General features: G+C 72.6%; 26 protein-coding genes. 19 read left to right on the top strand and 7 right to left on the bottom strand.

From position 1 onward, the window contains the following. Positions 1-76 precede the first annotated feature (76 nt). The gene (locus DEJ13_RS00560) at positions 77-1393 is read right to left on the bottom strand and encodes a protoporphyrinogen/coproporphyrinogen oxidase (protein ID WP_111107865.1); all 1317 of its coding nucleotides are present in this window, start codon (positions 1391-1393) and stop codon (positions 77-79) included. Further along, positions 1390-2502, bottom strand: coding sequence for a uroporphyrinogen decarboxylase (gene hemE, locus DEJ13_RS00555; protein WP_056126629.1), 1113 nt, complete (start codon positions 2500-2502; stop codon positions 1390-1392). The genes DEJ13_RS00560 and hemE overlap by 4 nt, the downstream gene beginning before the upstream one ends. Before the next feature lie 52 nt (positions 2503-2554). On the opposite strand from hemE, the gene DEJ13_RS00550 reads away from it, so the two are divergent. Both DEJ13_RS00550 and DEJ13_RS00545 read left to right on the top strand, forming a co-directional pair. After that, a complete protein-coding gene (locus DEJ13_RS00550; RefSeq protein WP_056126724.1) occupies positions 2555-3871 on the top strand; it encodes a glutamyl-tRNA reductase in 1317 nt (438 codons plus the stop codon). Further along, on the top strand, positions 3835-4278 hold the full coding sequence (locus DEJ13_RS00545) for an NUDIX hydrolase (RefSeq protein WP_349815057.1): 444 nt from the start codon (positions 3835-3837) through the stop codon (positions 4276-4278). The genes DEJ13_RS00550 and DEJ13_RS00545 overlap by 37 nt, the downstream gene beginning before the upstream one ends. A gap of 26 nt (positions 4279-4304) precedes the next feature. On the opposite strand, the gene DEJ13_RS00540 is transcribed toward DEJ13_RS00545, so the two are convergent. Then, positions 4305-4601, bottom strand: coding sequence for a hypothetical protein (locus tag DEJ13_RS00540; RefSeq protein ID WP_056126631.1), 297 nt, complete (start codon positions 4599-4601; stop codon positions 4305-4307). A gap of 111 nt (positions 4602-4712) precedes the next feature. Between DEJ13_RS00540 and DEJ13_RS00535 the strand changes: the two genes are divergently transcribed. From DEJ13_RS00535 to DEJ13_RS00485, 11 genes are all read left to right on the top strand, one after another. Continuing rightward, positions 4713-5387, top strand: a complete 675-nt coding sequence (locus DEJ13_RS00535) for a DUF4232 domain-containing protein (protein ID WP_111107888.1) — start codon at positions 4713-4715, stop codon at positions 5385-5387. A gap of 24 nt (positions 5388-5411) precedes the next feature. Then, positions 5412-6608 carry a helix-turn-helix transcriptional regulator gene (locus DEJ13_RS00530; RefSeq protein ID WP_056126633.1) on the top strand — a complete coding sequence of 399 codons (1197 nt, stop codon included), beginning with the start codon at positions 5412-5414 and terminating at the stop codon, positions 6606-6608. Between the two features lie 160 nt (positions 6609-6768). Beyond that, a complete protein-coding gene (locus tag DEJ13_RS00525; RefSeq protein WP_056126635.1) occupies positions 6769-7224 on the top strand; it encodes an Asp23/Gls24 family envelope stress response protein in 456 nt (151 codons plus the stop codon). After that, positions 7221-7412, top strand: coding sequence for a DUF2273 domain-containing protein (locus DEJ13_RS00520; RefSeq protein ID WP_056126637.1), 192 nt, complete (start codon positions 7221-7223; stop codon positions 7410-7412). Before DEJ13_RS00525 ends, DEJ13_RS00520 begins: the two co-directional genes overlap by 4 nt. Next, on the top strand, positions 7409-7723 hold the full coding sequence (locus DEJ13_RS00515; RefSeq protein WP_056126639.1) for a hypothetical protein: 315 nt from the start codon (positions 7409-7411) through the stop codon (positions 7721-7723). The genes DEJ13_RS00520 and DEJ13_RS00515 overlap by 4 nt, the downstream gene beginning before the upstream one ends. A gap of 8 nt (positions 7724-7731) precedes the next feature. Further along, a complete protein-coding gene (locus tag DEJ13_RS00510) occupies positions 7732-8307 on the top strand; it encodes a DUF6286 domain-containing protein (protein ID WP_056126641.1) in 576 nt (191 codons plus the stop codon). After that, positions 8304-8867, top strand: coding sequence for a hypothetical protein (locus DEJ13_RS00505; RefSeq protein ID WP_111107863.1), 564 nt, complete (start codon positions 8304-8306; stop codon positions 8865-8867). The genes DEJ13_RS00510 and DEJ13_RS00505 overlap by 4 nt, the downstream gene beginning before the upstream one ends. A gap of 92 nt (positions 8868-8959) precedes the next feature. Then, positions 8960-9133, top strand: coding sequence for a CsbD family protein (locus tag DEJ13_RS00500; protein ID WP_056126645.1), 174 nt, complete (start codon positions 8960-8962; stop codon positions 9131-9133). Between the two features lie 75 nt (positions 9134-9208). Beyond that, positions 9209-10348 (top strand): Asp23/Gls24 family envelope stress response protein, encoded by a 1140-nt coding sequence (locus DEJ13_RS00495; RefSeq protein ID WP_111107862.1) that lies wholly within the window; start codon positions 9209-9211, stop codon positions 10346-10348. Then, positions 10345-10767 carry an MFS transporter permease gene (locus DEJ13_RS00490; RefSeq protein WP_111107861.1) on the top strand — a complete coding sequence of 141 codons (423 nt, stop codon included), beginning with the start codon at positions 10345-10347 and terminating at the stop codon, positions 10765-10767. The genes DEJ13_RS00495 and DEJ13_RS00490 overlap by 4 nt, the downstream gene beginning before the upstream one ends. Positions 10768-10799: 32 nt before the next feature. Beyond that, the gene (locus tag DEJ13_RS00485) at positions 10800-10991 is read left to right on the top strand and encodes a hypothetical protein (protein WP_056126650.1); all 192 of its coding nucleotides are present in this window, start codon (positions 10800-10802) and stop codon (positions 10989-10991) included. A 91-nt stretch (positions 10992-11082) separates the two neighbouring features. On the opposite strand, the gene DEJ13_RS00480 is transcribed toward DEJ13_RS00485, so the two are convergent. Together DEJ13_RS00480 and DEJ13_RS00475 are read right to left on the bottom strand one after the other, a co-directional pair. Further along, a complete protein-coding gene (locus DEJ13_RS00480; RefSeq protein WP_056126653.1) occupies positions 11083-12021 on the bottom strand; it encodes a serine hydrolase in 939 nt (312 codons plus the stop codon). Next, a complete protein-coding gene (locus DEJ13_RS00475; protein WP_056126655.1) occupies positions 12021-13985 on the bottom strand; it encodes a M13 family metallopeptidase in 1965 nt (654 codons plus the stop codon). The genes DEJ13_RS00480 and DEJ13_RS00475 overlap by 1 nt, the downstream gene beginning before the upstream one ends. A 76-nt stretch (positions 13986-14061) precedes the next feature. Here DEJ13_RS00475 and DEJ13_RS00470 point away from each other — a divergent pair, with 76 nt between their 5' ends. Together DEJ13_RS00470 and DEJ13_RS00465 are read left to right on the top strand one after the other, a co-directional pair. Further along, positions 14062-15399 carry a uracil-xanthine permease family protein gene (locus tag DEJ13_RS00470; protein WP_056126656.1) on the top strand — a complete coding sequence of 446 codons (1338 nt, stop codon included), beginning with the start codon at positions 14062-14064 and terminating at the stop codon, positions 15397-15399. 117 nt (positions 15400-15516) lie between these two features. Then, positions 15517-16827: an MATE family efflux transporter gene (locus DEJ13_RS00465; protein ID WP_111107860.1), complete on the top strand. Its 1311-nt coding sequence runs from the start codon at positions 15517-15519 to the stop codon at positions 16825-16827. Between the two features lie 184 nt (positions 16828-17011). On the opposite strand, the gene DEJ13_RS00460 is transcribed toward DEJ13_RS00465, so the two are convergent. Next, positions 17012-18187: a LacI family DNA-binding transcriptional regulator gene (locus DEJ13_RS00460; RefSeq protein ID WP_111107859.1), complete on the bottom strand. Its 1176-nt coding sequence runs from the start codon at positions 18185-18187 to the stop codon at positions 17012-17014. Positions 18188-18242: 55 nt separating this feature from the next. Here DEJ13_RS00460 and DEJ13_RS00455 point away from each other — a divergent pair, with 55 nt between their 5' ends. The 4 genes from DEJ13_RS00455 to DEJ13_RS00440 all read left to right on the top strand — a co-directional run bounded on the left by DEJ13_RS00455 (position 18243) and on the right by DEJ13_RS00440 (position 22236). Continuing rightward, positions 18243-19493: an MFS transporter gene (locus DEJ13_RS00455; RefSeq protein ID WP_111107858.1), complete on the top strand. Its 1251-nt coding sequence runs from the start codon at positions 18243-18245 to the stop codon at positions 19491-19493. 9 nt (positions 19494-19502) lie between these two features. Further along, positions 19503-20198: an endonuclease NucS gene (gene nucS / locus DEJ13_RS00450; protein WP_056126662.1), complete on the top strand. Its 696-nt coding sequence runs from the start codon at positions 19503-19505 to the stop codon at positions 20196-20198. Between the two features lie 80 nt (positions 20199-20278). Beyond that, positions 20279-20980, top strand: a complete 702-nt coding sequence (locus DEJ13_RS00445) for an HAD hydrolase-like protein (protein WP_111107857.1) — start codon at positions 20279-20281, stop codon at positions 20978-20980. Continuing rightward, positions 20977-22236 carry an MFS transporter gene (locus DEJ13_RS00440; protein ID WP_056126667.1) on the top strand — a complete coding sequence of 420 codons (1260 nt, stop codon included), beginning with the start codon at positions 20977-20979 and terminating at the stop codon, positions 22234-22236. Before DEJ13_RS00445 ends, DEJ13_RS00440 begins: the two co-directional genes overlap by 4 nt. 102 nt (positions 22237-22338) lie before the next feature. Here the strand turns inward: DEJ13_RS00440 and DEJ13_RS00435 are convergent, their stop codons facing one another. Further along, complete coding sequence (locus DEJ13_RS00435) at positions 22339-23172, bottom strand: SDR family oxidoreductase (protein ID WP_111107856.1); 834 nt, start codon at positions 23170-23172, stop codon at positions 22339-22341. Between the last annotated feature and the right edge of the window lie 21 nt (positions 23173-23193).

Here is a 23193-nt window from a genome sequence, read left to right as displayed (position 1 = left end):
GTGTGCAGTGGTCATACGCCGAGCGGAATGTGTCGACGTCTGACCAACAGTAGCCCTCGGTGGGTGCGGGGTCCGCTCAGGAACCCAGGAGGTCCCGGATGCGCGACCGGGTGGTGCCGACGATGCCCGCGAGACCCCGTCCGCTCGACGCCTCGCCGATGCCCACGACGCCCTCGGCGAGACCCGCCGCCTGGGTGTCCGGGCCGTGCCACCGGACTGTCGCGGCGCCGACGACACGCGCGGTCTTCAACGGCACACCGAGGAGCGCCGCGGCGTCGGTCACGGCGCGGACGCCGGTCGCGTCCGACGGGTCGACCGGGAGGCTCGTGGCCACGTCCGCCGCGTCGGCTGCGGTCGTGCGGTAGCTGAGCCGCAGGACGTGGCGTCCGCCGGCCGCATCGGCCAGCCACGGCCACTTGACCGTGGCGTGGGTGATCGCCTTCGCCCGCACACCGGTGGCGTCCGGGTGGACGAGCACACCCGTGCCGCGCGGGGCGGCGTCGAGCGCCGGGTCGTCGACGACGAGGGTCACGAGTTCGATGCCCGAGCGGGTCGGCGACACCGGTCGTTCCGGGTCCGGCACCGTGGCGAGGACGTGGTCGGCCACCAACCGTTCGGCGGCGCCGTCGGGACCGACCACCTGGACCGCGGCCCGCTCGACGCGGGTCGCTCGCGTGTGCAGGCGGACGTCGACGCCGTACGTGTCGAGGTCGGCGACGAGCTCGTCGACCAGCCGGACGATGCCGCCGCGGATGCCCTGCACGGCGGACCCGGCGGTGGCGCGCTCGCGCAGGGCGAGCACGGCGCGCGCGAGCGACCCCTGTCGTTGCAGCGCCGCTCGGAGCCCCGGAGCCACGCGGTCGGGGTCGAGGTCGTCCGGGTGCGTCGAGTGCACGCCGGCGACGACCGGGGTCACCAGGTCGTCGAGGACCCGCGCGCCCATCCGTCGTCGGACGAGTTCACCGAGCGATGCGGCGCGGGCGCCCACCGGGGACGGCAGCAGGGAGTCCATCTGCGCCCGGATCGCCGCGCGCTGCCCGACGACGGCGATGACGTCGGCGGCCATCGGCGTGCCGGGGATCCCGAGCAGACCGGTCGCGGGCATCTTCGCCGTGCGACCGTCCCGCGTCATGAGCCAGGCACCGCGCGGGTCCGGGTCGACCAGCTCGTTGCCGAGGCCGAGTTCGATCGCGAGCGTCGCGACGGCGTCCGTGCGGGTCGCGAACGAGTCGGCCGCCATGTCGAGCTCGATCCCGGCGACGGTGTGCCGGCGGACCATGCCGCCCAGGTCGCCGGAACCCTCGACCAGGACGACGTGCACGCCGGCCTTGGCGAGGTCGCGTGCGGCGAGGAGCCCGGCGAACCCGCCACCGACGACGACGGCGTCCGTCACGCCGACACCCCGCTGCCGAGCGAGTGCACGAGCTCGACGACCCGGGTCAGGACCGCGGGGTCCGTCTCCGGCGGGACCCCGTGCCCGAGGTTCACGACGTGGGCGCGCGCGGAGCCGCCACGTCGGACGACGTCGCGGACGTGCGACTCGAGCACGTCCCACGGGGCGGCGAGCACGGCCGGGTCGATGTTGCCCTGCACGGTGACGCCGGTGCCGACGCGCTCGACGGCCTGGTCGAGCGGCAGACGCCAGTCCACTCCCACGGCGTCGACGCGGGGGCCCGCGGACTCGTCGCCCAGGGTGGTCATGTCCCGCAGGACCTCGCCGCTGCCGACGCCGAAGTGGATGCGCGGCACCCCGAGGTCGGCGACGTGCGACAGCGCCTCGGCCGAGTGCGGTGCGACGTGCTCGACGTAGTCCGCCCGCGACAGCGAGCCGACCCACGAGTCGAAGAGCTGCGCGGCCGACGCCCCCGCGAGCACCTGCGCCCGGAGGAACGTGCCGGACACCCCGGCCGCCCACGACAGCAGTCGCGACCAGGTCTCCGGGTCGGCGTGCATGAGCGTGCGTGCGCGGATGTGGTCCTTCGAGGGGCCGCCCTCGACCAGGTAGGCGGCCAGGGTGAACGGCGCGCCGGCGAACCCGATGAGCGGCGTCGACCCGAGCTCGGCGACGGTGCGGGCCACGGCGTCGCGGATCGGCGCGAGCGCGTCCGGGTCGAGGTCCTGCAGCGCGTCGACGTCGGCGGGCGTGCGGATGGGCGACCCGAGCACCGGACCGCGGCCGGGGACGATCTCGACGTCGACGCCCGCCAGCTTGATCGGCACGACGATGTCGCTGAAGAAGATGCCCGCGTCGACGCCGTGCCGACGGACCGGCTGCAGGGTGATCTCGGACGCCATCGCCGGGTCGAGGCAGGCGTCCAGCATGTCGGTGCCGACCCGGAGCTCGCGGTACTCGGGCAGCGAACGCCCGGCCTGTCGCATGAACCAGACCGGCAGCGTCTCCGGTCGGTCCCCCCGCAGAGCCCGCACCAGCGCGGATCCGGCGGTGCGTCCGTCGGCCAGGGGGTGCGTGGACGGGAGGGCTGTGGTGCGTGCATCGGTCACCTGTCGATTGTCGCAGCAGCGACTGTCGGTCGGGCGCGGTACCCTCGAGTACGTGCTCATCTGTCTCACGGCGTCGCATCGCAACGCCAGCTTCGATCTCCTGGAGCGACTGAGCATCGGCGCGCCCGCGGCCGCCTCCCGTCTGGTGACCGACTCCGACGTCCTCGACGGCGCCGTGGTCCTGGCGACGTGCAACCGGTTCGAGGCATACCTCGACATCGCCGGCGACGACGGCGACTCGGCCGTGGCCACAACGGTCGACGCGGTGGCAACCGCCAGCGGTCTGTCCGGCACCGACGTCCTCGACTCCGTCACGGTGCTCGACGGCAAGGACGTCGTGCAGCACCTGTTCGCCGTGTCGAGCGGGCTCGAGTCCGTGGTCATCGGCGAGACCGAGATCTCCGGGCAGGTCCGTCGTTCACTCGAGGACGCCCGCGCCAACGGCACGACGACGTCCGACCTCGAGCGGCTGTTCCAAGAGGCCGCCCACACCTCGCGCGGCGTCAAGACCCGCACCCGCATCGGCGCCGCCGGCCGTTCGCTCGTCCGCCTCGGACTCGAGCTCGCGTCCTCCCGCGTGACGGACTGGGGCCGGGCGCACGTCCTCCTGGTCGGTACCGGCAGCTACGCCGCCACGACCATCGCCGCGCTGCGCGACCGCGGCGCGCAGCGCATCCAGGTCTACTCGCCATCGGGCCGTGCACCGTGGTTCGCCACCAAGCACGACCTGGTCGCCGCACACGACCTGCGCCAGGCCATCGCCTCGAGCGACGTGGTCATCACCTGCACGTCGAACGAGGCACCGGTCATCAGCGCGGGCGACCTCGACGACGGTGTCCGCCGGATCGTCATCGACCTCGGGCTGCCGCGCAACGTCGACCCCGAGGCCGTGCACGTCGCCGGCGTCGAGCTGCTCGACCTCGAGACGATCAGCATCCACGCCCCGGTCGCCGAGCTGAACGCCGAGTCCGAGGCCCGCGCGATGGTCGACGACGCCGTCTCCCGCTTCCGCGCCCAGGCGCTCGAGCAGTCGACCACGCCGGCGCTCGTGGCCTTCCGCAAGCACGTGTTCGGCATCCTCGACGACGAGATCGAGCGCTCCACCCGACGGGGCGACGTCACGCCGGAGTCCGCCGAACAGACCGAGCGTGCGCTGCGTCACCTGGTCGGGGTGCTGCTGCATCGCCCGTCGGTGCGCGCGCGGGAACTCGGTCGAGCCGGTCGCGGCGAGGAGTTCGTCGGGGCGCTCGACGCACTGTTCGGCGTGCGGCCCGAGCCGGAGGCCCTGCCGGACGTCGCCGCTCCGGTCGTCCCGCTGGCGGACCGTACCGCCTGCCCGCGCAACGACTCCGAGGCGGACGCGAGCTGATCCTCCAGGTCAGCGCCCTGGTGCTGGTGCGCGACCGCCGGGTCCTGATGGTCCGCGCGCGCGGACGAGACGTGCTCTACCTGCCGGGCGGCAAGGTCGAACCGGGTGAGTCAGCGGTCCAGGCCGTCGTGCGCGAAGCACGCGAGGAGACGTCGTTGACGTTCACGCCGGACGACGTCGACGAGTTCGCCGTCGTGACCGAACCGGCGCACGGCCAGGAGCCGGGCACGGTGGTCGCGATGACCCTGTTCGTCGCCCGGACGCCCGGGGTCCTGGACACGGCCCGACCCGTCGCCTCGGCCGAGGTGGACGAGGTCGAGTGGGTCACCGCCGCCGACGCGGACCGGTGCCCACCCGCCGGGATCGAGACCCTCCGCCTGCTGGTCCGGGCGGGCCTGCTCGACTGACGTCCGGCTGTTCAGCCGTCAGCTGTTCAGCCGTTCTCTGTGTCGTCGGTGCCGGATCCGGAGTCGACGTAGTGCCCGACCTCGCCGGACGGACGCGGGTCGTTCTCACCCGGGATGTCGGACTCGACGTACTCACCGTCCGTCTGGGTGCTCGTGGGGACGTCCTCGCCCGGGATGTCACTGCCGACGAACTCGCCGACGGGCTCGTCGGAGTGGACCGTGGGCTCGCCCGGGATGTCGCTGTCGGTGAAGGCACCCGCCCGCGTCTCGACGCCGTCGGACCGGTCTGCTTCGCCGCGGACCTGCTCGTGCTTGCCTGCCATGGTGATCCTCCAGATCGGTGTGACGGCCACTGCGCCGCACGCCCGCGAGTGTGCTCGGGGTCCCTGAGTGCTCCCTCGGACGTACCGGTGTGGAAGTGGTTTCCTGTGGGCATGCAACACACCGCACGACCGATCGTCATCGGCGCAGTCGCGCTGGCTGCCGTCGGGGTGCTCGCCGGGTGCGCGTCGGGCGGGAGCTCCGACGCGACGGCGACCGCCACCGCCACCGCCACCCGCACCGTCACCGCGACCCCGACCGCCACCCCCACGCCGGCATCCCCCTCGTCCACGCCGAGCGCGACGGGCGGCACGGGCAGTGCCGGCGGGACGGGCGGCACGGCCTCCGGTCGGTGCGCCACTGCCGACCTCACGGGGTCGATCGCGCCCGGCAGCGGTGGTGCGGCGGGCAGCGTCATCGTGCACCTCGTGTTGACCAACACCGGCTCGACCACGTGCACGCTGCAGGGCTGGCCCGGCGTCTCGTTCGTCGGGGGCGGCACCGGGAAGCAGATCGGCGCGGCGGCCACGCAGGAGCAGGGGTCGCCGAACCCGACCGTGACGCTCACGCCGGGGCAGGCGGCAGTCGCACCGCTCAAGATCGGACAGGCCGGCAACTACAGCGCGGCCGACTGCGACGCCACGACGCCCGACGGCTTCCGCGTGTACCCGCCCGGGTCGAAGGAGTCGCTCTTCGTGAAGGACACCGACTACCGCGCCTGCGGCAACACGTCCGCGACGCTGCTCGCCGTGCAGGCCCTGGTCCCCGAGGGGCAGGCGACGTCCTGACGACGGGGATGTGATGATGTCTGTGTGAGCACGTCGTCCAGCAACGGATTCCGCAAGCAGCGGTTCACGGACGACGACGGCTCCGACTACGCCGCCATCTTCAGCTCGGAGTACCACGGCTCGGACTTCGCGACCGAGACCGAGGCCGCGCCGGGCACGCACTACGAGTACCTCGTCGTCGGGGACGACGACCTGTCCCTGCGGACGATGCGGGCCACCGGGGGGCGCCGGTCCGGCGTGATCGGGCCACGTGAGGACCACGTCGTCTTCTGGCTCGCACAGGGACACCTCGAGATGCACTTCGCCGACCGGGTCCGTGTCGTGCGGCCGGGGTCGCCCTACATCGCCTCGGCATCCGAGGCCTACCGGTTCGAGTCCGAGGAGACGGTCTACAACGGCGTCCACGTCGCGGACGCGTTCCTCCGCCGGGTCGGCCGCGAGCTCGGGTACCACCAGCCCGACGGCCCGATGCTGTTCGAGCAGCAGGACGAGCTCATCGCCCGGCGCGAGCCGCTGCGTCGTCTGATCCGCGAACTCGGCCCGGCGCTGCTCGACGAGCGGGTGCAGGGAGCCATGCGCACCGCCCTGAACCGGCGCCTCGCGGTCGTGATCCTCGACACCTTCCCCCTGCGTGACCGCGGCGACGACGTCCCGGTGGCCAGCCGGTTGCGGGACGCCATCCGCTTCATCGAGGAGCACGCACGCGAGCGGCCGGCAGTCCGGGCGATCGCCGAGGCCGCTGGGCTGTCCGAGCGCAGCCTGCAGGACGTCTTCCTGCGCACGCTCGGCGTGACTCCCAGCCGGTTCCTCCGCGACACCCGGCTCGACGGGGCGCGGCAGGTGCTCCTGCACGGGGGCGTCGAGGGCGGCGTGTCCGACGTCGCCCGGATGTGGGGCTTCTCCAACCCGGGCCGCTTCGCCACCGCCTACCGCGAGCGCTTCGGCGAGAGCCCCGGGACGACGATGCGGGAGGCACGGGGACCGAGACCAGGGACCGGCGCGGTGTCCGAGCGGGTGCGGCGGGCACTGTCGTTCATCGAGGACCACGCGGACGAACCGGTGACGATCGAGCGCATCGCCGATGCCGTCGGGGTACGACCACGTCGACTGCAGCAGCTGTTCCAGGCCGAGTGCGGGAGCAGCCCGATGGCCACACTCCGGCGTGTCCGCGCGGAACGTGCCGAGCGCAACGGGGCGGACGAAAAGCGCGCTGACCGCTGACGTGTCCGGCTTCCGGGGGACAAAGACAGCCCGGAACGGCCCGAGCCTGGCAGCTCGCTGGGAAGCGTGACGGCGGCGTGACTTCTCTCGGATCCAGCCCGTCTCATCCGTGAACAGCAACCGCTGGGAACACCCGGCGGGCACTTCGGAAGGAGACCCCATGGCCGACACCACGAACACCACCGCTTCCACCGCCACCACGGCGGCCCGCAGCCAGAACACCTCCGGCTCCACGGCCGGCAAGACCGTCATCGACGACACCGTCGTCTCGAAGGTCGCCGGCATCGCCGCCCGCGAGGTCAACGGCGTGCACGGCCTCGGCGGCGGCGCAGCCCGCGCCATCGGCGCCATCCGCGACGCCATCGGTCAGCGCGACCTGGGTCAGGGCGTCAAGGTCGAGGTCGGCGAGAAGCAGGTCGCCGCCGACATCGTCATCGTCGCCGAGTACCCGGTGCCGCTGCAGCAGGTCGCCGACGGCGTCCGCTCCTCGGTCGCCCGTGCCCTCGAGCAGATCGTCGGCATGGAGGTCGCCGAGGTCAACGTCACCGTCCAGGACGTCTTCATCCCGGGCGACGACGACGACGATGACGACAAGAAGGAGTCGCGAGTCGCATGAGCACCACCTTCATCGGCGCCCTGATCGGCGCCATCCTGGCAGTCGTCGCACTGCAGTTCGGGTTCTGGGGCTTCGTCCTGGTCATCGTCTTCGGTGCGATCGGTGCGCTCGTCGCAGCGCTCGTCTCCGGCAAGATCGACCGCGGCGCCCTCACCGACGTGCTGACCGGACGCCGGAGCTCCCGGTGACCGGCGGCCCGGACGTCCCGGGCCGCGTCGAGATCACGGCGCGGGCCCTGACCTCGTGCGCCCGCGCCGTCGCCGCCGAGCGCCTCGGCGCTCCGGCCAAGCAGGTCCGCGTCGCCCTCGGCGACCACCAGGGCCTCCTCGCCCTCGACATCACGGGGCCGATCGCCGCGGCTGACGACATCGTCGGCCGCGCGACGGCTGCCGCGTCCGAGGTCAAGGACCGGGTGGGCGCCCTCACCGGCCGACAGGTCGGCAGTGCCCACATCGAACTGACCGGGATCGTGCGCGAGCGCGACACCCGAGTCCGGTAGGAGACATCATGAGCAACAACAGCGTCGAGCGTCGCATCCGTCGCCGGAGCATCCACAGCTCCCGGTCGACCGCGGTGTCCATCGCGCTCGTGGTCCTCGTCCTGGTGGCGGCATGGATCGGCACCGAGTCGGTCCTGCGCGCGGTCGGTTCGGCTCCGCTCCTGGCGGACCCGCAGACCGCCGTCAACACGGCACTCCGTCCGGACTCCGCGTTCCTGACGATCGCCGAGGTGATCGCAGTCGTCCTCGTGGTCCTGGGCGTCATCCTGGTCGTCCTGGCCCTCAAGCCGGGACGACAGCACCGCTCGGTGGTGCCGCACGACCGCGGTGCCGTCGTCATCGACACCCGCATCATCGCCGCGACCGCCGCCAACGCGGCGAGCTCCGCCGCCGGTGTGCCCGAGGACAACACCACGGCCAGCTCGCGCGGCACCACCACCGAGGTCCGGATCGTCCCGGTCTCCGGGGTCGCCGTCAACGAGTCCGCGGTGAAGTCCGCCGTCGAGGAACGCCTCGGTCGGCTCGACGAGCGCTTCGGCCGCCGCGTCAAGGTCCGCATCGCAGAACAGGGCAGGCTGTCATGACCAAGAGCAACCGCACCATGAACCGCATCATCCTGTTCGTCCTGGGCCTCGTGGCCGTCGTGGTCGGACTCGCGATCGGCGCCGGCGTCCTGCCGGCCGTCCGGGACGCGATCAAGCCCTACGTCACCTTCCCGCGCAGCGTCGACGTGCCCGCGGCCTCGCTGTGGATCGTCGCCGCCGTGTGCGCCGTCGTCATCGTCCTGTCGCTCATCTGGGTCTTCACCCGTGGCGGCGGCGGGACCTCGGTCGCCGTGCGGGAACGCTCGGGCGACGACGCGGTCACCATCAACGTCGCGCTCGTCCGTGACGTCGTGGACCACGAGCTCAGCGGTGTCGGCGACGTCGTCAACGCGAAGGTCGACGTCTACCAGGTCCGCAAGCAGCGTGCCGCTCGCATCCGCGTCGCGGTGCGCCGCGGCGGCGACGCTGTCGCCGTGCTGGACGCGGTCGACCGCACGCTCGCCGTGCTGGACCGCACCCTCGGCCGCCCGGTTCCGGTGCTCGTGCACCTGACCGGCGGGACCCGCTCCGCGCTGGCGAAGTCGGTCCGCGTCCACTGACCCCGGTCTCCGGACGCACCACGGGCCTCCCGGCCCACCTCCTCCTCGAACACCACCCCGGGCATGAGCCCGACCACCGGAAGGACACCCTCATGGGTCTCGACGACAAGATCAAGAACGCTGCTCAGGACATCGCCGGCAAGGCGAAGGAAGCCTTCGGCAACGCCACCAACGACGACTCCAAGGTCGCCGAGGGCAAGAAGGACCAGGCCGCCGCGAGCGCGAAGCAGACGGGCGAGGACGTCAAGGACGTCTTCAAGAACTAGGCAGCTGCAGTGACGACGACGGGGCATCCGCGATCGGGTGCCCCGTCGTCTCCTGTCCGGACCGAGGAGGACATCATGGAGAACGAGACCCACGCCCGCACACAGGTCGTCGACGTGGCACTGCCCGCGTCGCTCACCGAACCACTGCCCGAGGACGCCAGCGCCCTCACCGTCGCGGCACGCACCGCGGCCGTGACCGCGATCGGTGTCGACGGGGTGCACCACCTGGGTGGCGTGCTCGAACGCGCGGCCGACCAGGTCCGCTCCCGACTCGGCCGGACCGCAAGCGCCCTGGGCGTGAAGGTCGACGACACCGACGGCGCCCTCGCCGTCCAGGTGTCCCTGGTGGTCACCTACCCGGAACCCGTCACGCGGGTCGCCGAGGAGGTCCGCTCGCAGGTCGCGCACGCCGTCGCACAGGTGGCCGGCAAGCCGGCGACCGTCGAGGTCCGTGTCACCGACGTGCACGGCCCCTTCGACGACGAGCCCTCGAAGGTCTCCCAGGCCGTCGACGCCGCCCGCGAGAAGGCGTCCGAGGCGACCGACCGGGTGAAGGACGTCGCGTCCGACGCCGCCGAGTCGGTGAAGGACGCCGCGTCCGACGCCGCCGCGAAGGCACAGGAAGTCGGCGCCGACGTCGCGGACCGCACCCGTGACGCCGCCGGCCGTACCAAGGAGGCCGCCGCCGAGGCGCTCGACCAGGTGCGCGACACCGCGTCCGAGACCGCCGACCGCGCCCGCGAGGCCGCAGCCGAGGTCCGTGACTCCACCGCCGAGGGCGTGGACCGCGCGAAGGAAGCCGGGTCGGACGCGCTGGACCGCGCGAAGGAAGCCGGCTCCGACGCGCTGGACCGCGCTTCCGAAGCAGCCGGGGACGCGGCCGACGCCGCCGAGGACGCTGCGGACTCCGCCAAGGAGGCCGCGACGCACGCACGGCACGCAGCCCAGGACGCGGCTGAGGTCGTCGCCGACAAGACCGGCGACGCCGTCGACACCGCGACGGCGAAGGCCGACGACGCTGCTGACACGGTCGCGGCGAAGGCAGACGCTGCTGACACGGTCAGCCCCGAGGCCGAGGACGCCGTCGACGCCACCAAGCGCGCCGCGGACGACATGGCGGACGCCGCTGCCCACGCCGCTGACGCGACCAAGGCCGCTGCCGACGACGCACACGACGCCGCAGCCACGGCGCGGGACACGGACGCACGCGCATGACCGTGTGGTCCGGACGCCGCGGCCGTCGCTTCGGTCGGGAACGTCCGCCGCGCGCCCGCGGCGTCTGGATCGCCGCGGTGGTCGGCGTCCTCGCCGTCCTCCTGCTCTTCGTCGGCGCGTTCCTGCCGCTGACGGGCTTCCTGGCCGGCGTCACGGCCACCACCGCGGGCCTGGTGCCGTTCCCGTTCGTCCGCGTCACCCTCGTGACGATCCTGGGCGGGGTCGTCGTGCTCGCCTTGCTGATCCTCGCCGTCACCCGGCGTCGTAGCGTGGCAGCGTGGGTGCCGGTCGTCCTCGCGGTCCTCGTCACCCTCGCCGTGACGGCCTACCCGCTCGTCACCGTCGCGATCGGCTCGGCAGACCGGGCCGGCGACGTGTGGCCGATCATCACCGACCTCGTACGACGGATCACCGGCTGACCGGCCGGGATCCGACACTGAAGGGACTCACCATGCGCAACCGCCTGCTCGTCATCGCCGCCATCGTGCTCATCGGGTTCTGGTTCGGCTCGCGGTCCAACCGCACCGTGATCAAGCAGTCCAAGGGCGAGACCGCCCGCAAGATGTGGAACGACCCGCACGCCCGCAAGTCGCGGAAGAAGCTCCGCAAGAAGCTCGAGAAGGCCGCCAAGAAGCACAGCTGACCGGCCTGGAGGCACGACCTGCCTCCGTCACGCAACGCCCCGACCGTCACACGGCCGGGGCGTTCGTGCGTGGGGTCAGCGGGTCAGCGGGTCAGCGGGTCACGGTCACGTGGACCGCGTCGAGCACCTCGGTGCCCATGGTCCGCAGCGCCTCGACGACGGCCAGACGCCGGTCGAGGGTGTCGTCCTCGAACGTCACGGTCACCGCGTAGCTGACCGACGAGCCGGGACCGCGCAGGACCCCCGCCTCGGAACGGACTCCCGGGCCCGTCCCGGTGACGGCGACCGCCTGCAGACCGTGGTCGAGCGCCCGGTGCGCGAGGGGGTCGAGACCGAACGACCCCGCGACCAGGCTGAGGTCGCTCGCCAGGGACAACCACCCGAGCACACGGTTCGACACGCCCTCGTCCACGACCTCGCCGAGCGCGAGGCCCCGCATCACCCAGCTGAGCTCGCCGGCCGCCGCCACGGCGACGTCGGGCGCGTCGTCCGGGCCCCGGCGGTCACGGACACGGTCGATGAACGCGGACCGCTCGACCCCGAGCGACTCGGCGCGCTCACGGACGGCGTCGATGCCGACCGTCGACAGCAGGGCGTTCGTCGCCCACGCGTCGGCGGTCGCCCCGACCAGGGTCGCCAGGTCGGACACCTGCATCGTCGGCTCCTGCAGGAACTGCCAGAGGCCCGGCCCCGCGGCGGTGTCGCGCGCCATCCGCTGCAGCCGGTCCCCGTGCAGCCGACCGTCCTCGAGCCGCGCCGCGACCTCGATCAGCAGCAGGACCCGTCCGAGTCCGCCGACGGACTGGACCATGCGGTCGTCGACGGCCAGCAGCGCTCGACCGCTCGAGGTGTCGATGACCGACGCGCTGACACCGGCTCCGTCCAGCGCGAGTCCCCCGAGGGCCTCGACCGTCGCGGAGAACCGGTCCTCGCCGCCGCCGCGGTGGCGACCACGTGCACGGCTCCCCGCGCCCGCGCGACCGTCCTGGCGTCGCCGCCGCGAGGACGGGGCCGCGTCGGGCTCGACCATCACCAGATCGCGACGCGCTCGGCGGGGTCGAGGTACATCGCGTCCTGCTCGGTCACGCCGAAGGTCTCGTGGAACACGTCGATGTTCCGGACGACCTGGTTGCAGCGGAACTCGTTCGGCGAGTGCGGGTCGATCGTCAGCAGCCGCTCGGCCTCTTCCGGTCGGATCGCCATCCGCCAGGCCTGGGCCCAGCTCAGGAAGAACCGCTCTGCACCGGAGAGCCCGTCGATCACGGCGGGCTCGTGGCCGTCGAGCGAGAGCAGGTAGGCCTTCCACGCGATGGACAGCCCACCCAGGTCGCCGATGTTCTCACCGATCGTGAGCGCCCCGTTGACGTGGTTGTCCGGCACCTCGGCCGGCACGAGAGCGTCGTACTGCGCGATGAGGGCCTTCGTGCGTTCCTCGAACGCGGCACGGTCGGCCTCGGTCCACCAGTTCTGCAGGCGCCCGTCACCGTCGTACTGCGAGCCCTGGTCGTCGAAGCCGTGCCCGATCTCGTGCCCGATGACGGCACCGATCGCACCGTAGTTCGCGGCGGCGTCCCGGCCGGCGTCGAAGAACGGGAACTGCAGGATGGCCGCCGGGAACACGATCTCGTTGAAGCCCGGGTTGTAGTAGGCGTTGATGGTCTGCGGGGTCATGAACCACTCGTCGCGGTCGATCGGCTTGCCGATCTTGCCGAGCTCGCGGTCCACCTGGAAGCTCGCCACCGCGCGGACGTTCGCGAGCAGGTCGTCCGCCGTGACCGGCAGCGCGGAGTAGTCGCGCCACCGCACCGGGTAGCCGATCTTCGGGGTGAACTTGTCGAGCTTCTCGAGGGCCCGGCCACGGGTCTCGTCGGTCATCCAGTCGAGCGCGGTGATGCTCTGCCGGTACGCCTCGACCAGGTGCGCGACGAGGTCGTCCATCGTCGCCTTCGAGGTCTCGTCGAAGTGCTCCTGCACGTAGATCCGGCCGACGGCCTCGCCCATCGCGCCCTCGACGAGCGAGACGCCCCGCTTCCAGCGCTCGCGCTGCTTGGGTGCGCCGGTGAGGGCGGTGCCGTAGAACGAGAAGCTCGTCGCCGAGAAGGCACTGGTCAGGTAGGGCGCCGAACCCCGGATGACCTGCCACGCCAGCCAGTCTTTCCAGGCGCTGAGGGTCTCGGACTGCAGCAGCTCGGCCAGGCCGGTCAGGAACGAGGGCTCGCGGACGACGACCGTCTCGAACGCGCCGAGCGGGGCGTCGATCGCCTCCCACCACAGCTGCAGGTCGATGCCGGGAGCGAGTGCCGCCACCTCGGACCAGGGCAGCTTGTTGTAGGTCTTCTGACTGTCCCGCGTGGCGACGTTGTCCCAGTGCTTGCCGGCGAGCGCCGTCTCGAGCCGGATGACGTGCTCGGTGCGGTCGGCGCTCTCGTCGTACCCGGCGAGCGGGAACATCGCCGCGACGAACTCGCGGTACTTGTCGCGGATGTCGGCGAAGCGCTCCTCGCGGTAGTACGACTCGTCGGGCAGCCCGAGACCGGACTGCTCGAGGAACACCACGTAGGACTCGGGGTCGCCCGGGTCGTTGTCGACGAAGAGCTGCAGGAAGCTCGGCAGGCCCAGTCGCTCGAAGCGGCCGACCATGCGGATGACGTCAGCGGTGGTCTCGACGGCGGCGACCTCGGCCAGCAGGGGCTCGATCGGGCCGGTGCCGAGTGCCTCGAGTGCGGTCTCGTCGGTGAACGACGTGTAGAGGTCCCCGACCTTGCGCTCCTCGGTGCCGGGTGCGGCCTGCTGCGAGCGCTCGATGATCTCGCGGACGGCGACCTCGGCGGCCTCGGCCAGCACGGTGAACGAGCCGTAGCGCGCCTTGTCGTCCGGGATGGGCGTGGCGTCGATCCACCGTCCGTTGACGTGGCGGTACAGGTCGTCCCCGGGCTGCACGGTCTCGTCGAGTTCGTCGGTCTGGATCCCTGTGGTGCCTGCGACGTCGGTCATGCGATCCACGATAGTCACCGGTGCCCTGCGGTCCACCCCGCGTCGGGGATCCGCGCCCGGCCGGTACGGTCGTCGCATGGGACTTCCGTGGAAGCTGCACGGCGACGGCACGACCGTCTCCGCGACGACGATCGTGGCGCCCGACGAGCGCCTGACCTGGGGGCGCACGATCGGGCTCGGCGTCCAGCACGTCGTCGCGATGTTCGGCGCGACGTTCCTGGTCCCGCTGCTGACCGGGTTCCCGCCGTCGACCACCCTGCTGTTCAGCGGCATCGGGACGATCCTGTTCCTGCTCATCACCGGCAACCGGCTGCCGAGCTACCTCGGCTCCTCGTTCGCGTTCATCGCGCCGATCGGTGCCGCGACGAAGATCGGCGGCATCCCGCTCGCCCTGTCCGGCATCATCGTGGTCGGTGCCCTGCTCGCCGTGGTCGGCCTGGTCGTGCACCTGGCGGGCGCGGGGTGGATCGACCGGCTGATGCCGCCGATCGTGTCCGGCGCGATCGTCGCCCTGATCGGGTTCAACCTGGCGCCGGCGGCCCGCGACAACTTCACGAAGTCCCCCGTCGTCGCGCTCATCACCCTGCTGTCGATCATCCTGGTCACGGTGCTCTTCAAGGGCCTGCTCGGGCGGCTGTCGATCGTCATCGGTGTCGTCATCGGGTACGTCGCGGCGCTCATCGGCGGGCAGGTCGACTTCTCGACGGTGGCCGACAAGCCCTGGATCGGCCTGCCCGAGTTCACCGCGCCGGCGTTCGACCCCGCGCAGCTGCCGATCTACCTGGCGTTCGTGCCGGTCGTGCTCGCGCTGGTCGCCGAGAACGTCGGGCACGTCAAGGGCGTCGGACAGCTCACCGGCCGTGACCTCACCCCGCTGACCGGCCGGGCCCTGATGGCGGACGGCATCTCGACGGTGCTGGCCGGTGTCGGCGGCGGGTCAGCGACCACGACCTACGGCGAGAACATCGGCGTGATGGCGGCCACGCGGGTCTTCTCGACCGCCGCGTACTGGGTCGCCGCGATCGCCGCCGTGCTGCTCGGGCTGTCCCCGAAGATCGGCGCGGTCATCTCGAGCGTGCCGGCGGGTGTCCTGGGCGGAGCGACCACGGCGCTCTACGGCCTGATCGGCGTCATCGGCATCCGCATCTGGGTCGAGAACCGCGTCGACTTCGCCAAGCCGAAGAACCAGCTCACCGCGGGCATCGCGCTCATCATCGGCATCGCGGACTTCACGTTCTCGTTCGGGCAGGCCAGCTTCGGCGGCATCATCGTCGGTACCGTCGCCGCGATCGTCGTCTACCACCTGATGGACCTGATCGGTCGCGCCCGGGGCACCGACCCCGCGGTCCCGGACGCGTCGGAGACCGCGCACGCCGCCACCGGCGGCGTCCCCGCCGAACCGCGCGCCGACTGACGCGCAGCCGGTACGGTCTCGCCCCCGGACGGGAGGCCGTGGGCGCCGTGTCCACGCACCGCACGGTGTGCACGCGGGGCGACCAGGGCCTCCCGGCCGGTCCGGCATGATGACCTGATGCCCCCGTCCCGTCGCGCCGTCGACCGCGACATCGTCCGCCTGGCGCTGCCGGCGCTCGGTGCGCTCGTCGTCGAGCCGCTGTTCCTGCTGACGGACACGGCCCTGGTCGGCCACCTCGGGGCGACCCCGCTCGCCGCGGTCGGGCTCGCGAGCGCGGTGCTGCAGACTGTCACCGGACTGCTCGTGTTCCTGGCGTACTCGACGACGCCCGCGGTGGCCCGCGCGCTCGGTGGCGGTGACCGACGCGGCGCCGTGCACGCCGGGATCGACGGGATGTGGCTCGCGCTCGGACTCGGGGTCGTGCTGGCCCTGGTCGGGTGGCCGCTCGCTGGACCGCTCGTGGCGCTGTTCGGCGCGGACGCGGCGGTGTCCGGTGCGGCGACGTCGTACCTGACCGTGTCGCTCGTCGGGCTGCCCGGGATCCTGCTCGTGACCGCGTCGACCGGGCTGCTGCGCGGACTGCAGGACACCAGGACGCCGCTCGTCGTCGCGACGGTCGGCTTCGTGGCGAACGGGCTGCTCAACGCACTGCTGATCTACGGCTTCGGGTGGGGTGTCGCGGGGTCGGCGGCCGGCACGGTCGTCGTGCAGTGGGCGATGGCGGCGGTGTACATCGTGATCGCGGTCCGGGCAGCGCGGCGGGTGGGCGCTGCGCTGCGTCCGGGGACCTCCGGCGTGGTGCGGGCGCTGCGCTCGGGCGCGTGGCTGTTCCTGCGGACGGCGTCACTGCGCGTGGCGATGCTCGCGACCGTCGGTGTCGCGGCGGGGCTGGGGACGACCGGGCTCGCGACCACCCAGGTGGGGCTGACGGTGTTCAGCACGCTGGCGTTCGCGCTCGACGCCCTGGCCATCGCCGGGCAGGCGCTCGTCGGGCACGCGCTCGGCGCCCGGGACGCCGAGCGGGTCCGCCTGGTGACGACCCGACTCGTGGTGCTCGGGATCGCCGGCGGCGTGCTGCTCGGGGCGCTGACGCTCGCCGTGAGCGGGGTGCTCGGGCCGGTGTTCTCCGACTCGGCGGCGGTCCGCTCGGCGCTGCCGCTCGTGCTGGTGCTCATCGCGGTCGGGATGCCGGTGGCGGGCTACGTGTTCGTGCTCGACGGGGTGTTGATCGGCGCGGGTGACGCCCGGTACCTGGCGATCGCCGGCGGGGTGAACCTGGTCGTGTACCTGCCGCTGCTGTGGGCGTTCGGCCACGGGCTCGTGGCGCTGTGGGCGGTGTTCGCCTTCGGGTACATCGGCGTGCGGGCGGTCACGCTCGGGGTCCGGGCGCACCGGCCGGGGTGGATCGCGGTGGCCCTGACGCGGTGACGGGGGTGGGGGCGTGCGGTCGCACGGTGCGAGGTTCGCGGCCGGTGCGGGGCTCGCGCACGGTGCGAGGTTCGCGCTCGGTGAGAGGTTGGCGGTTCCGTGCGAGGAAACAAGCTCGCACCGAGCCACCAAACTCGCACGAGCGGCCGGCGAACCGGCACGGTGCGAGGTTCGTCGACCGGGCTCAGGACGCGCGCGGGGGGCCCGTCGTGTCGCCGACGCGGAGCTCGGAGCGGAACGACGCACCCTGGGGTGAAGCGCCCTCGAGCATGGCGAGCGCTGCCCGCGCGGCCGCCTGGCCCTTCTGCACGAAGGGCTGCACGAGCGTGGTCAGCTGCCGGATCGGCGAGCGGTGCAGCAGGCTGTCGTCCACGCGGATGCCGTCGAAGCCCACCACGCTGACGTCCTCGGGGACGCGGAGCCCGGCCTCGAGCGCGGCCGAGATGACCCCGACCGCGAGCAGGTCACTCTGCGCCACGACCGCGGTCGGACGCGTCCCGCCGGGCCCGAACAGCAGGTCTCCGGCGATGCGGCCCTCTTCGACCGAGCTGCCGCCGGCCTCGATCGCGACGGCGTCCGGGTACACGCCGCGCACACCGCGCAGCCGTTCCATGGTCGTGTGCGCGGCACCGGCGGCGAACCGCTCGGCGGACATCGGGCCGCGGTGGTGCGATGCGTCGAGCGGCAGCGTCACGACCGTCACCGACTCGTGCCCGAGGTCACGGAGGAACGCGGCGGCTCGGCGGGAGCCCTCGCGGTTGTCGAGCTGGATGGGGACCGCGCCCTCGATGTCGTCGGCCTCGATCGCGACGACCGGGATCCCCCGACGCCGCAGGACGGCGACCGCCGGGTCGACCCGCACGTTGCAGCCCACCAGCACGACGGCGTCCATCGGAGCGTCGACGAGCGGCCCCGCGCCGCGTTCGTCGTCGAGCGGGCTGCGGACCAGCAGCAGGGACGCACCCGCTTCGCCCGCGACCTCCGCGATGCCGTCGAGCGTCAGGACGTTCACCGGGTCGCGGAAGGCGTCGCTCAGCCGGTCGTCCATCACGACCCCGATCACCCCGGACCGGCCCCGGCGCAGCGAGCGCGCCCGCGGATCGGGCCCGTCGTAGCCGAGTTCGGCCGCTGCGGCGAGGACCCGAGCGCGGGTCTCGTCGGACACCGGGCCCGTCCCGCTGAAGGCGAGCGACGCCGTGGACGGAGCGACCCCGGCGGCACGCGCGACCGCGACGAGCGTCGGTCGAGCAGCACGGACCGCTCGGGCCGCCCCCCGGCGCCCGTCCGCGTCCGCGCCCGTCGAGCCCGTCGCACCCGCGCCCGGGTCCGACGCGCCGCGTGGTGTTGCCGTGTCGTCCATCGCCGGTTAGCGTATCCGAGAACCCCACTCGAATCGATTCGACAGGACCGAGACCATGACGACGGCGTCAGCCACCCGGACGATCCCGACCACCACCGCCTGGCGCAACGCGGTGTTCGTCGTGTTCACCCTGTCGGGCCTGGCCATCGCCACGTGGCTCGGCCGCATCCCGAGCGTGCGGGACGAACTCGACGCCAGCACGTTCGAGATGGGCCTGCTCGTCGTCGGCATGAGCGTCGGCTCCATCGCCGGCCTGACCTTCGCGGGGCACATCGTCGGACGGCTCGGCGCGAAGCGGGGCGTGCAGATCGCCGCCGTCTGCCTGGCACTCGGTCTGGTGATGGCCGGCATCGCCGTGAGCTCCGGGTGGGGCTTCGCCGCGATCTGGGTCTGCCTGATCGCGTTCGGCTTCGGCAACGGGCTGTGCGACGTGTCGATGAACGTCACCGGCGCCACGGCCGAGCGACTCGGCGGCCGCACGATCATGCCGCTCTTCCACGCCGCGTTCAGCCTCGGCACGCTCGCCGGTGCGGGGCTCGGCGCGCTCGCTGAGCGGCTCGAGGTCCCCGTCGCGCTGCACTTCATCGTCATCGGCGTCGTCACCTGCGTGGCGCTCGGCACCGCCGTGCGCTGGTTCGGTGACGAGCGCATCACCGAGCCCGAGCCGACGGACACCAGCCCCGTGCAGCTCCCCATCTCGCGCTGGGCCGTCTGGAAGCAGCCCTCGACCCTGCTCATCGGCGTGATCGTGCTCGGCATGGCCCTGGCCGAGGGCTCGGCGAACGACTGGCTGCCCCTGGCGATGATCGACGGCCACGGCCTGGACAACGCGAGCGGCTCGGCGGTCCTGACCGTGTTCCTCGCCGCGATGACCGTGGGACGTGTCGCGGGCAGCCCGCTGATCGACCGGTTCGGCCGAGTGCCGGTGCTCCGGACCAGCGCGGCCGTCGCGGTGGTCGGCCTCGGCATGCTCATCTTCGTGCCGAGCGTCCCCCTGGCGATCGTCGGCGTGGTGCTCTGGGGGCTCGGGGCCAGCCTCGGCTTCCCGATGGGCATGTCCGCCGCCGCCGACGACCCCCGCACCGCAGCCGCCAAGGTCAGCGCCGTCGCCACCATCGGCTACGTCGCGTTCCTGGCCGGCCCGCCGATCATCGGCTTCGTCGGCGAGCAGTTCGGACTGCTCAACGGCCTGCTCATCGTGTTCGTGTTCATCATCGCGGCCGGTCTGGCATCGGGCGCGGCACGCGAGTCGACGCCGGACGCGACCCGGACCGACGGAGCCGAGCCGGGCCTCCAGGGCCGTTAGGCTTCCCGGGTGCGTCTCGTCATCGCCCGCTGCTCCGTCGACTACGCCGGTCGCCTGTCGGCCCACCTGCCCCTCGCCACGCGCCTGCTCATGCTCAAGGCCGACGGCTCGCTGCTCGTCCACTCGGACGGCGGCAGCTACAAGCCGCTGAACTGGATGAGCCCGCCCTGCTCGATCGAGATCGGCGAGCCCACCGACGAACAGGCCGAGGCCGGCATCGAACAGGTCTGGACCGTCACGCAGAAGAAGACGCAGGACAAGCTCGTCGTCAGCCTGTACGAGGTCATCGCCGATGACAGCCACGACCTCGGCGTGGACCCGGGGCTCGTCAAGGACGGGGTCGAGGCCCACCTGCAACAGCTGCTGTCGGAGCAGATCGAGCTGCTCGGCGACGGGCACACCCTGGTCCGGCGCGAGTACATGACGGCCATCGGCCCGGTCGACATCCTGGCGCGCGACGATGCCGGCGCCAGTGTCGCGGTCGAGATGAAGCGCAACGCCAACATCGATGCGGTCGAGCAGCTGACGCGGTACCTCGAGCTGATGAACCGCGACCCGATGCTGCGCCCGGTGCAGGGCGTGCTCGCGGCGCAGACCGTCGCACCGCAGGCACGCACCCTCGCCGAGGACCGCGGCATCCGCGTGCTGGTCCTCGACTACGACGCGATGCGCGGCATCGAGGGCGGGCACACCCGCCTGTTCTGACGCGAGGCCCGTCCGCCATCGTCGCGTCGGCTGCGGACCCGAGGGGACGCGTCCACCGCCCCGGATAGGGTGGACAGGTCATGACAAGCCCGTTCAGCGCCATCCTCTTCGACCTCGACGGAACCATCAGCGACTCGGCACCGGGCATCCTCGACAGCCTGACGTACACGTTCCGGCAGGTCGGCGTCCCCGTCCCGGACCACGAGACGCTGCTGTCCTTCGTGGGGCCGCCCATCCTCGACACGTTCCACATCGCGATGGGCATGGACGACGAGCTCGCCGAGCGCACCCTGTCGGTGTACCGCGAGCACTACCTGTCCCACGGCGCACTCGACTCGGCGATGTTCCCGGGGATCGACGTCGTGCTGCGCACCCTGCACCGGGCGGGACTGCCGATCTCGACGGCGACGAGCAAGCCCGAGACCCCGGCGACGTACATCCTCGACCACTACGGCCTGACCGGGGACATCGACGTCATCACGGGCGCCAGCGACGACGAGGTGCGGTCGTCGAAGGCCGACGTGGTCGAAGAGGCCCTGCGACGACTCGATGCCCGTGGGTTCGACATCTCGCGTCCGGTGCTCGTCGGGGACCGGCTGCACGACGTCGAGGGCGCCGCCGTGCACGGCGTGCCGACGGTGTTCGCCGAGTGGGGCTACGGCTCCCCCGCCGAGGCCGAGGGCACCATCGCGCGGGCCGCCACCCCGCTGGACCTGCTGCCGATCCTGCTGCCGGGATCGGATGCCCCCGACGCCGCCGCCAGCGCGGCCGTCCGGTCGTGAGCGGCGCCACCGCCCTCCGCCGCGCCGGGTGGGTCCTGCCCGTCGCCATCGTCCTGGTCGCGCTGAACTTCCGCGGGCCGATCGTGGCGCCCGCGCCGGTGATCGGTGACATCAGGCTCGACCTCGGGCTGACGACGACGGTCGCCGGACTGCTGACCACGATCCCGGTGCTCTGCTTCGCGCTGGCGACGCCGCTCGCCAGCTGGGTGATCGCGAAGGCCACGCCCGAGCGCGCGGTGTCGCTCTCACTGCTGATCGTGCTGGTCGGCACCGTCGTCCGGTCGCTACCGAGCGCTGCGGCGCTGCTGGTCGGCACCGCGGTGATCGGCATCGGCATCACGATCGGGAACGTGGTGATCCCGGTCGTCATCCGGCGGGACACCTCCCCCGAGCGCGTCGGCATCGTCACCGGCGTGTACACGTCGGCGCTCAACGTCGGGTCGATGACCACCTCGCTCGGGACCGCACCGATCGCCGCGCTGTGGGGCTGGCCGGTCGCGATCGCGCTCTGGGGCGTGCTCGCGGTCGTCGCCGCGCTGGGGTGGTCGTACGCCGTCGGCACCCGCGCGGCCTGGCTCGGCCCGCGCCGTGGGTCACCCGCCGAGCCGCTGCCCGTCACCGGTCCCATCGACCAGGTGCTCGACACCGGATCGATCCGGACGACGACGCACACCGCCACGGACACGGCGCGGGCCGCTCGACCGGCGCGGTGGGTGACGATCGGGTTGACGCTGGCCTTCGGCGGGCAGGCGTTCTCGTACTACGCGCTGACCGCCTGGATCCCGACGCTGCTGCACGACGAGATCGGGTTCTCGAAGGCGTCGTCCGGGGCGAGCTCGTCGGTGTTCCAGATCCTGGCGGTCGTCGGGGCCCTGGGTGTGCCGGTGCTGGCGTCGCGCTGGCGTCCGCGCGCGATCCTGTCCCTCGTCGCGTTCTTCTGGCTCGCGATGCCCCTCGGCCTGCTGTTCGCGCCGCAGCTCTGGCTGCTGTGGTCGGTGCTCGGCGGTGCGGCACAGGGTGGCGGCATCACCGTCATCTTCATCATCATCGTGCGGCTGGTCTCGAACGACGTCGACGCCCGCAGGATGTCCGCGTTCGTGCAGGGCGGCGGGTACCTGCTCGGGTCGGCCGGGCCCCTCGTCGCCGGGGCCCTGCACGACGCCACCGGCGGCTGGACGGCCACGCTGCTGACCGTCCTGGTCGCGGTGCTCGTGCTCGGTGTCGTCGGCACGCTGGCCGCCCGCCGGGTGCCCTGACGCGTCAGCCCGCCAGCGCTTCCGCGCGTGGTCGGTCGAATCGCGCGTACCGGGTCCGTTCTTCCCAGCACCAACGCGCGATTCGACCTCCCAAGGACGTGGTCAGCCCGCGCGCAGCACGTCCTGCAGGGTCATCGGCGCACGACCCGTCACCCGCTCGACGTCGCCGGACACCCGCGCGAGAGCACCCTCGGCGATCGCCGTGTAGGTGCTGACCCAGGCGTCGGCCTGCCAGGGCTCCGGGTCCCACTGCGCCCGCGACGCGTAGGCCTCGTCGAGCGTCTCCCGGTGGTACGACACCGCTCGGCCCCGCTCCGCGCTGACCGTCGCTGCGGCCTGCTCGAGGGTGATCGCCACCGGCCCGGTCAGCTCGTACGTCCGGTCGAGGTGCGCGCTCGGGTCTGCCAGCACCGCGGTCGCCACCCGGGCCACGTCGGCACGGGCGACCGCGGCCATGGCGCCGTCGCCGGCCGGTCCCCGGATCACGCCGTCCTCGCCGACCAGGTCCTCGACGAAGTCCAGGTAGAAGTTGTCGCGCAGGAACGTGTGCGCCATCCCCGTCGCCCGGATCGCCTCCTCCGTCGCCCAGTGGTCGCGCCCGAGGGTGAAGGTCGCGTCAGCGGCCGCGCCGGAGAACGACGTGTAGACGACGTGCCGGACCCCGGCAGTGGCGGCGGCGCCCACGAAGGTGCGGTGCTGCTGGAGGCGGTCCTGGGCCTCCGCTCCGGACACCATGAGCAGCACGTCGACGCCCTCGAGCGCCGCGCGCGACGCGTCGGCGTCGGCGAACGTGGCCGTCCGGACCTCGGTGCCCGGGAGCTCGGGTGCACGCGACGCGTCCCGCACGACCATGCGGAACGGCACGCCGTCCGCGGCGAGCGCGCGGGCGACGGCGCCCCCGATGTTGCCGGTGGCTCCGGTGATGGCGATGGTCATGCGGGGTTCCTCTCGGTGGTG

The organism is Curtobacterium sp. MCLR17_007 (genome assembly GCF_003234655.2).
In the GTDB taxonomy this organism is placed as follows: Bacteria; Actinomycetota; Actinomycetes; order Actinomycetales; family Microbacteriaceae; genus Curtobacterium.
The sequence above is the reverse complement of the archived record's forward strand: the minus strand, read 5'-3'. Positions and strand labels throughout refer to the sequence as shown.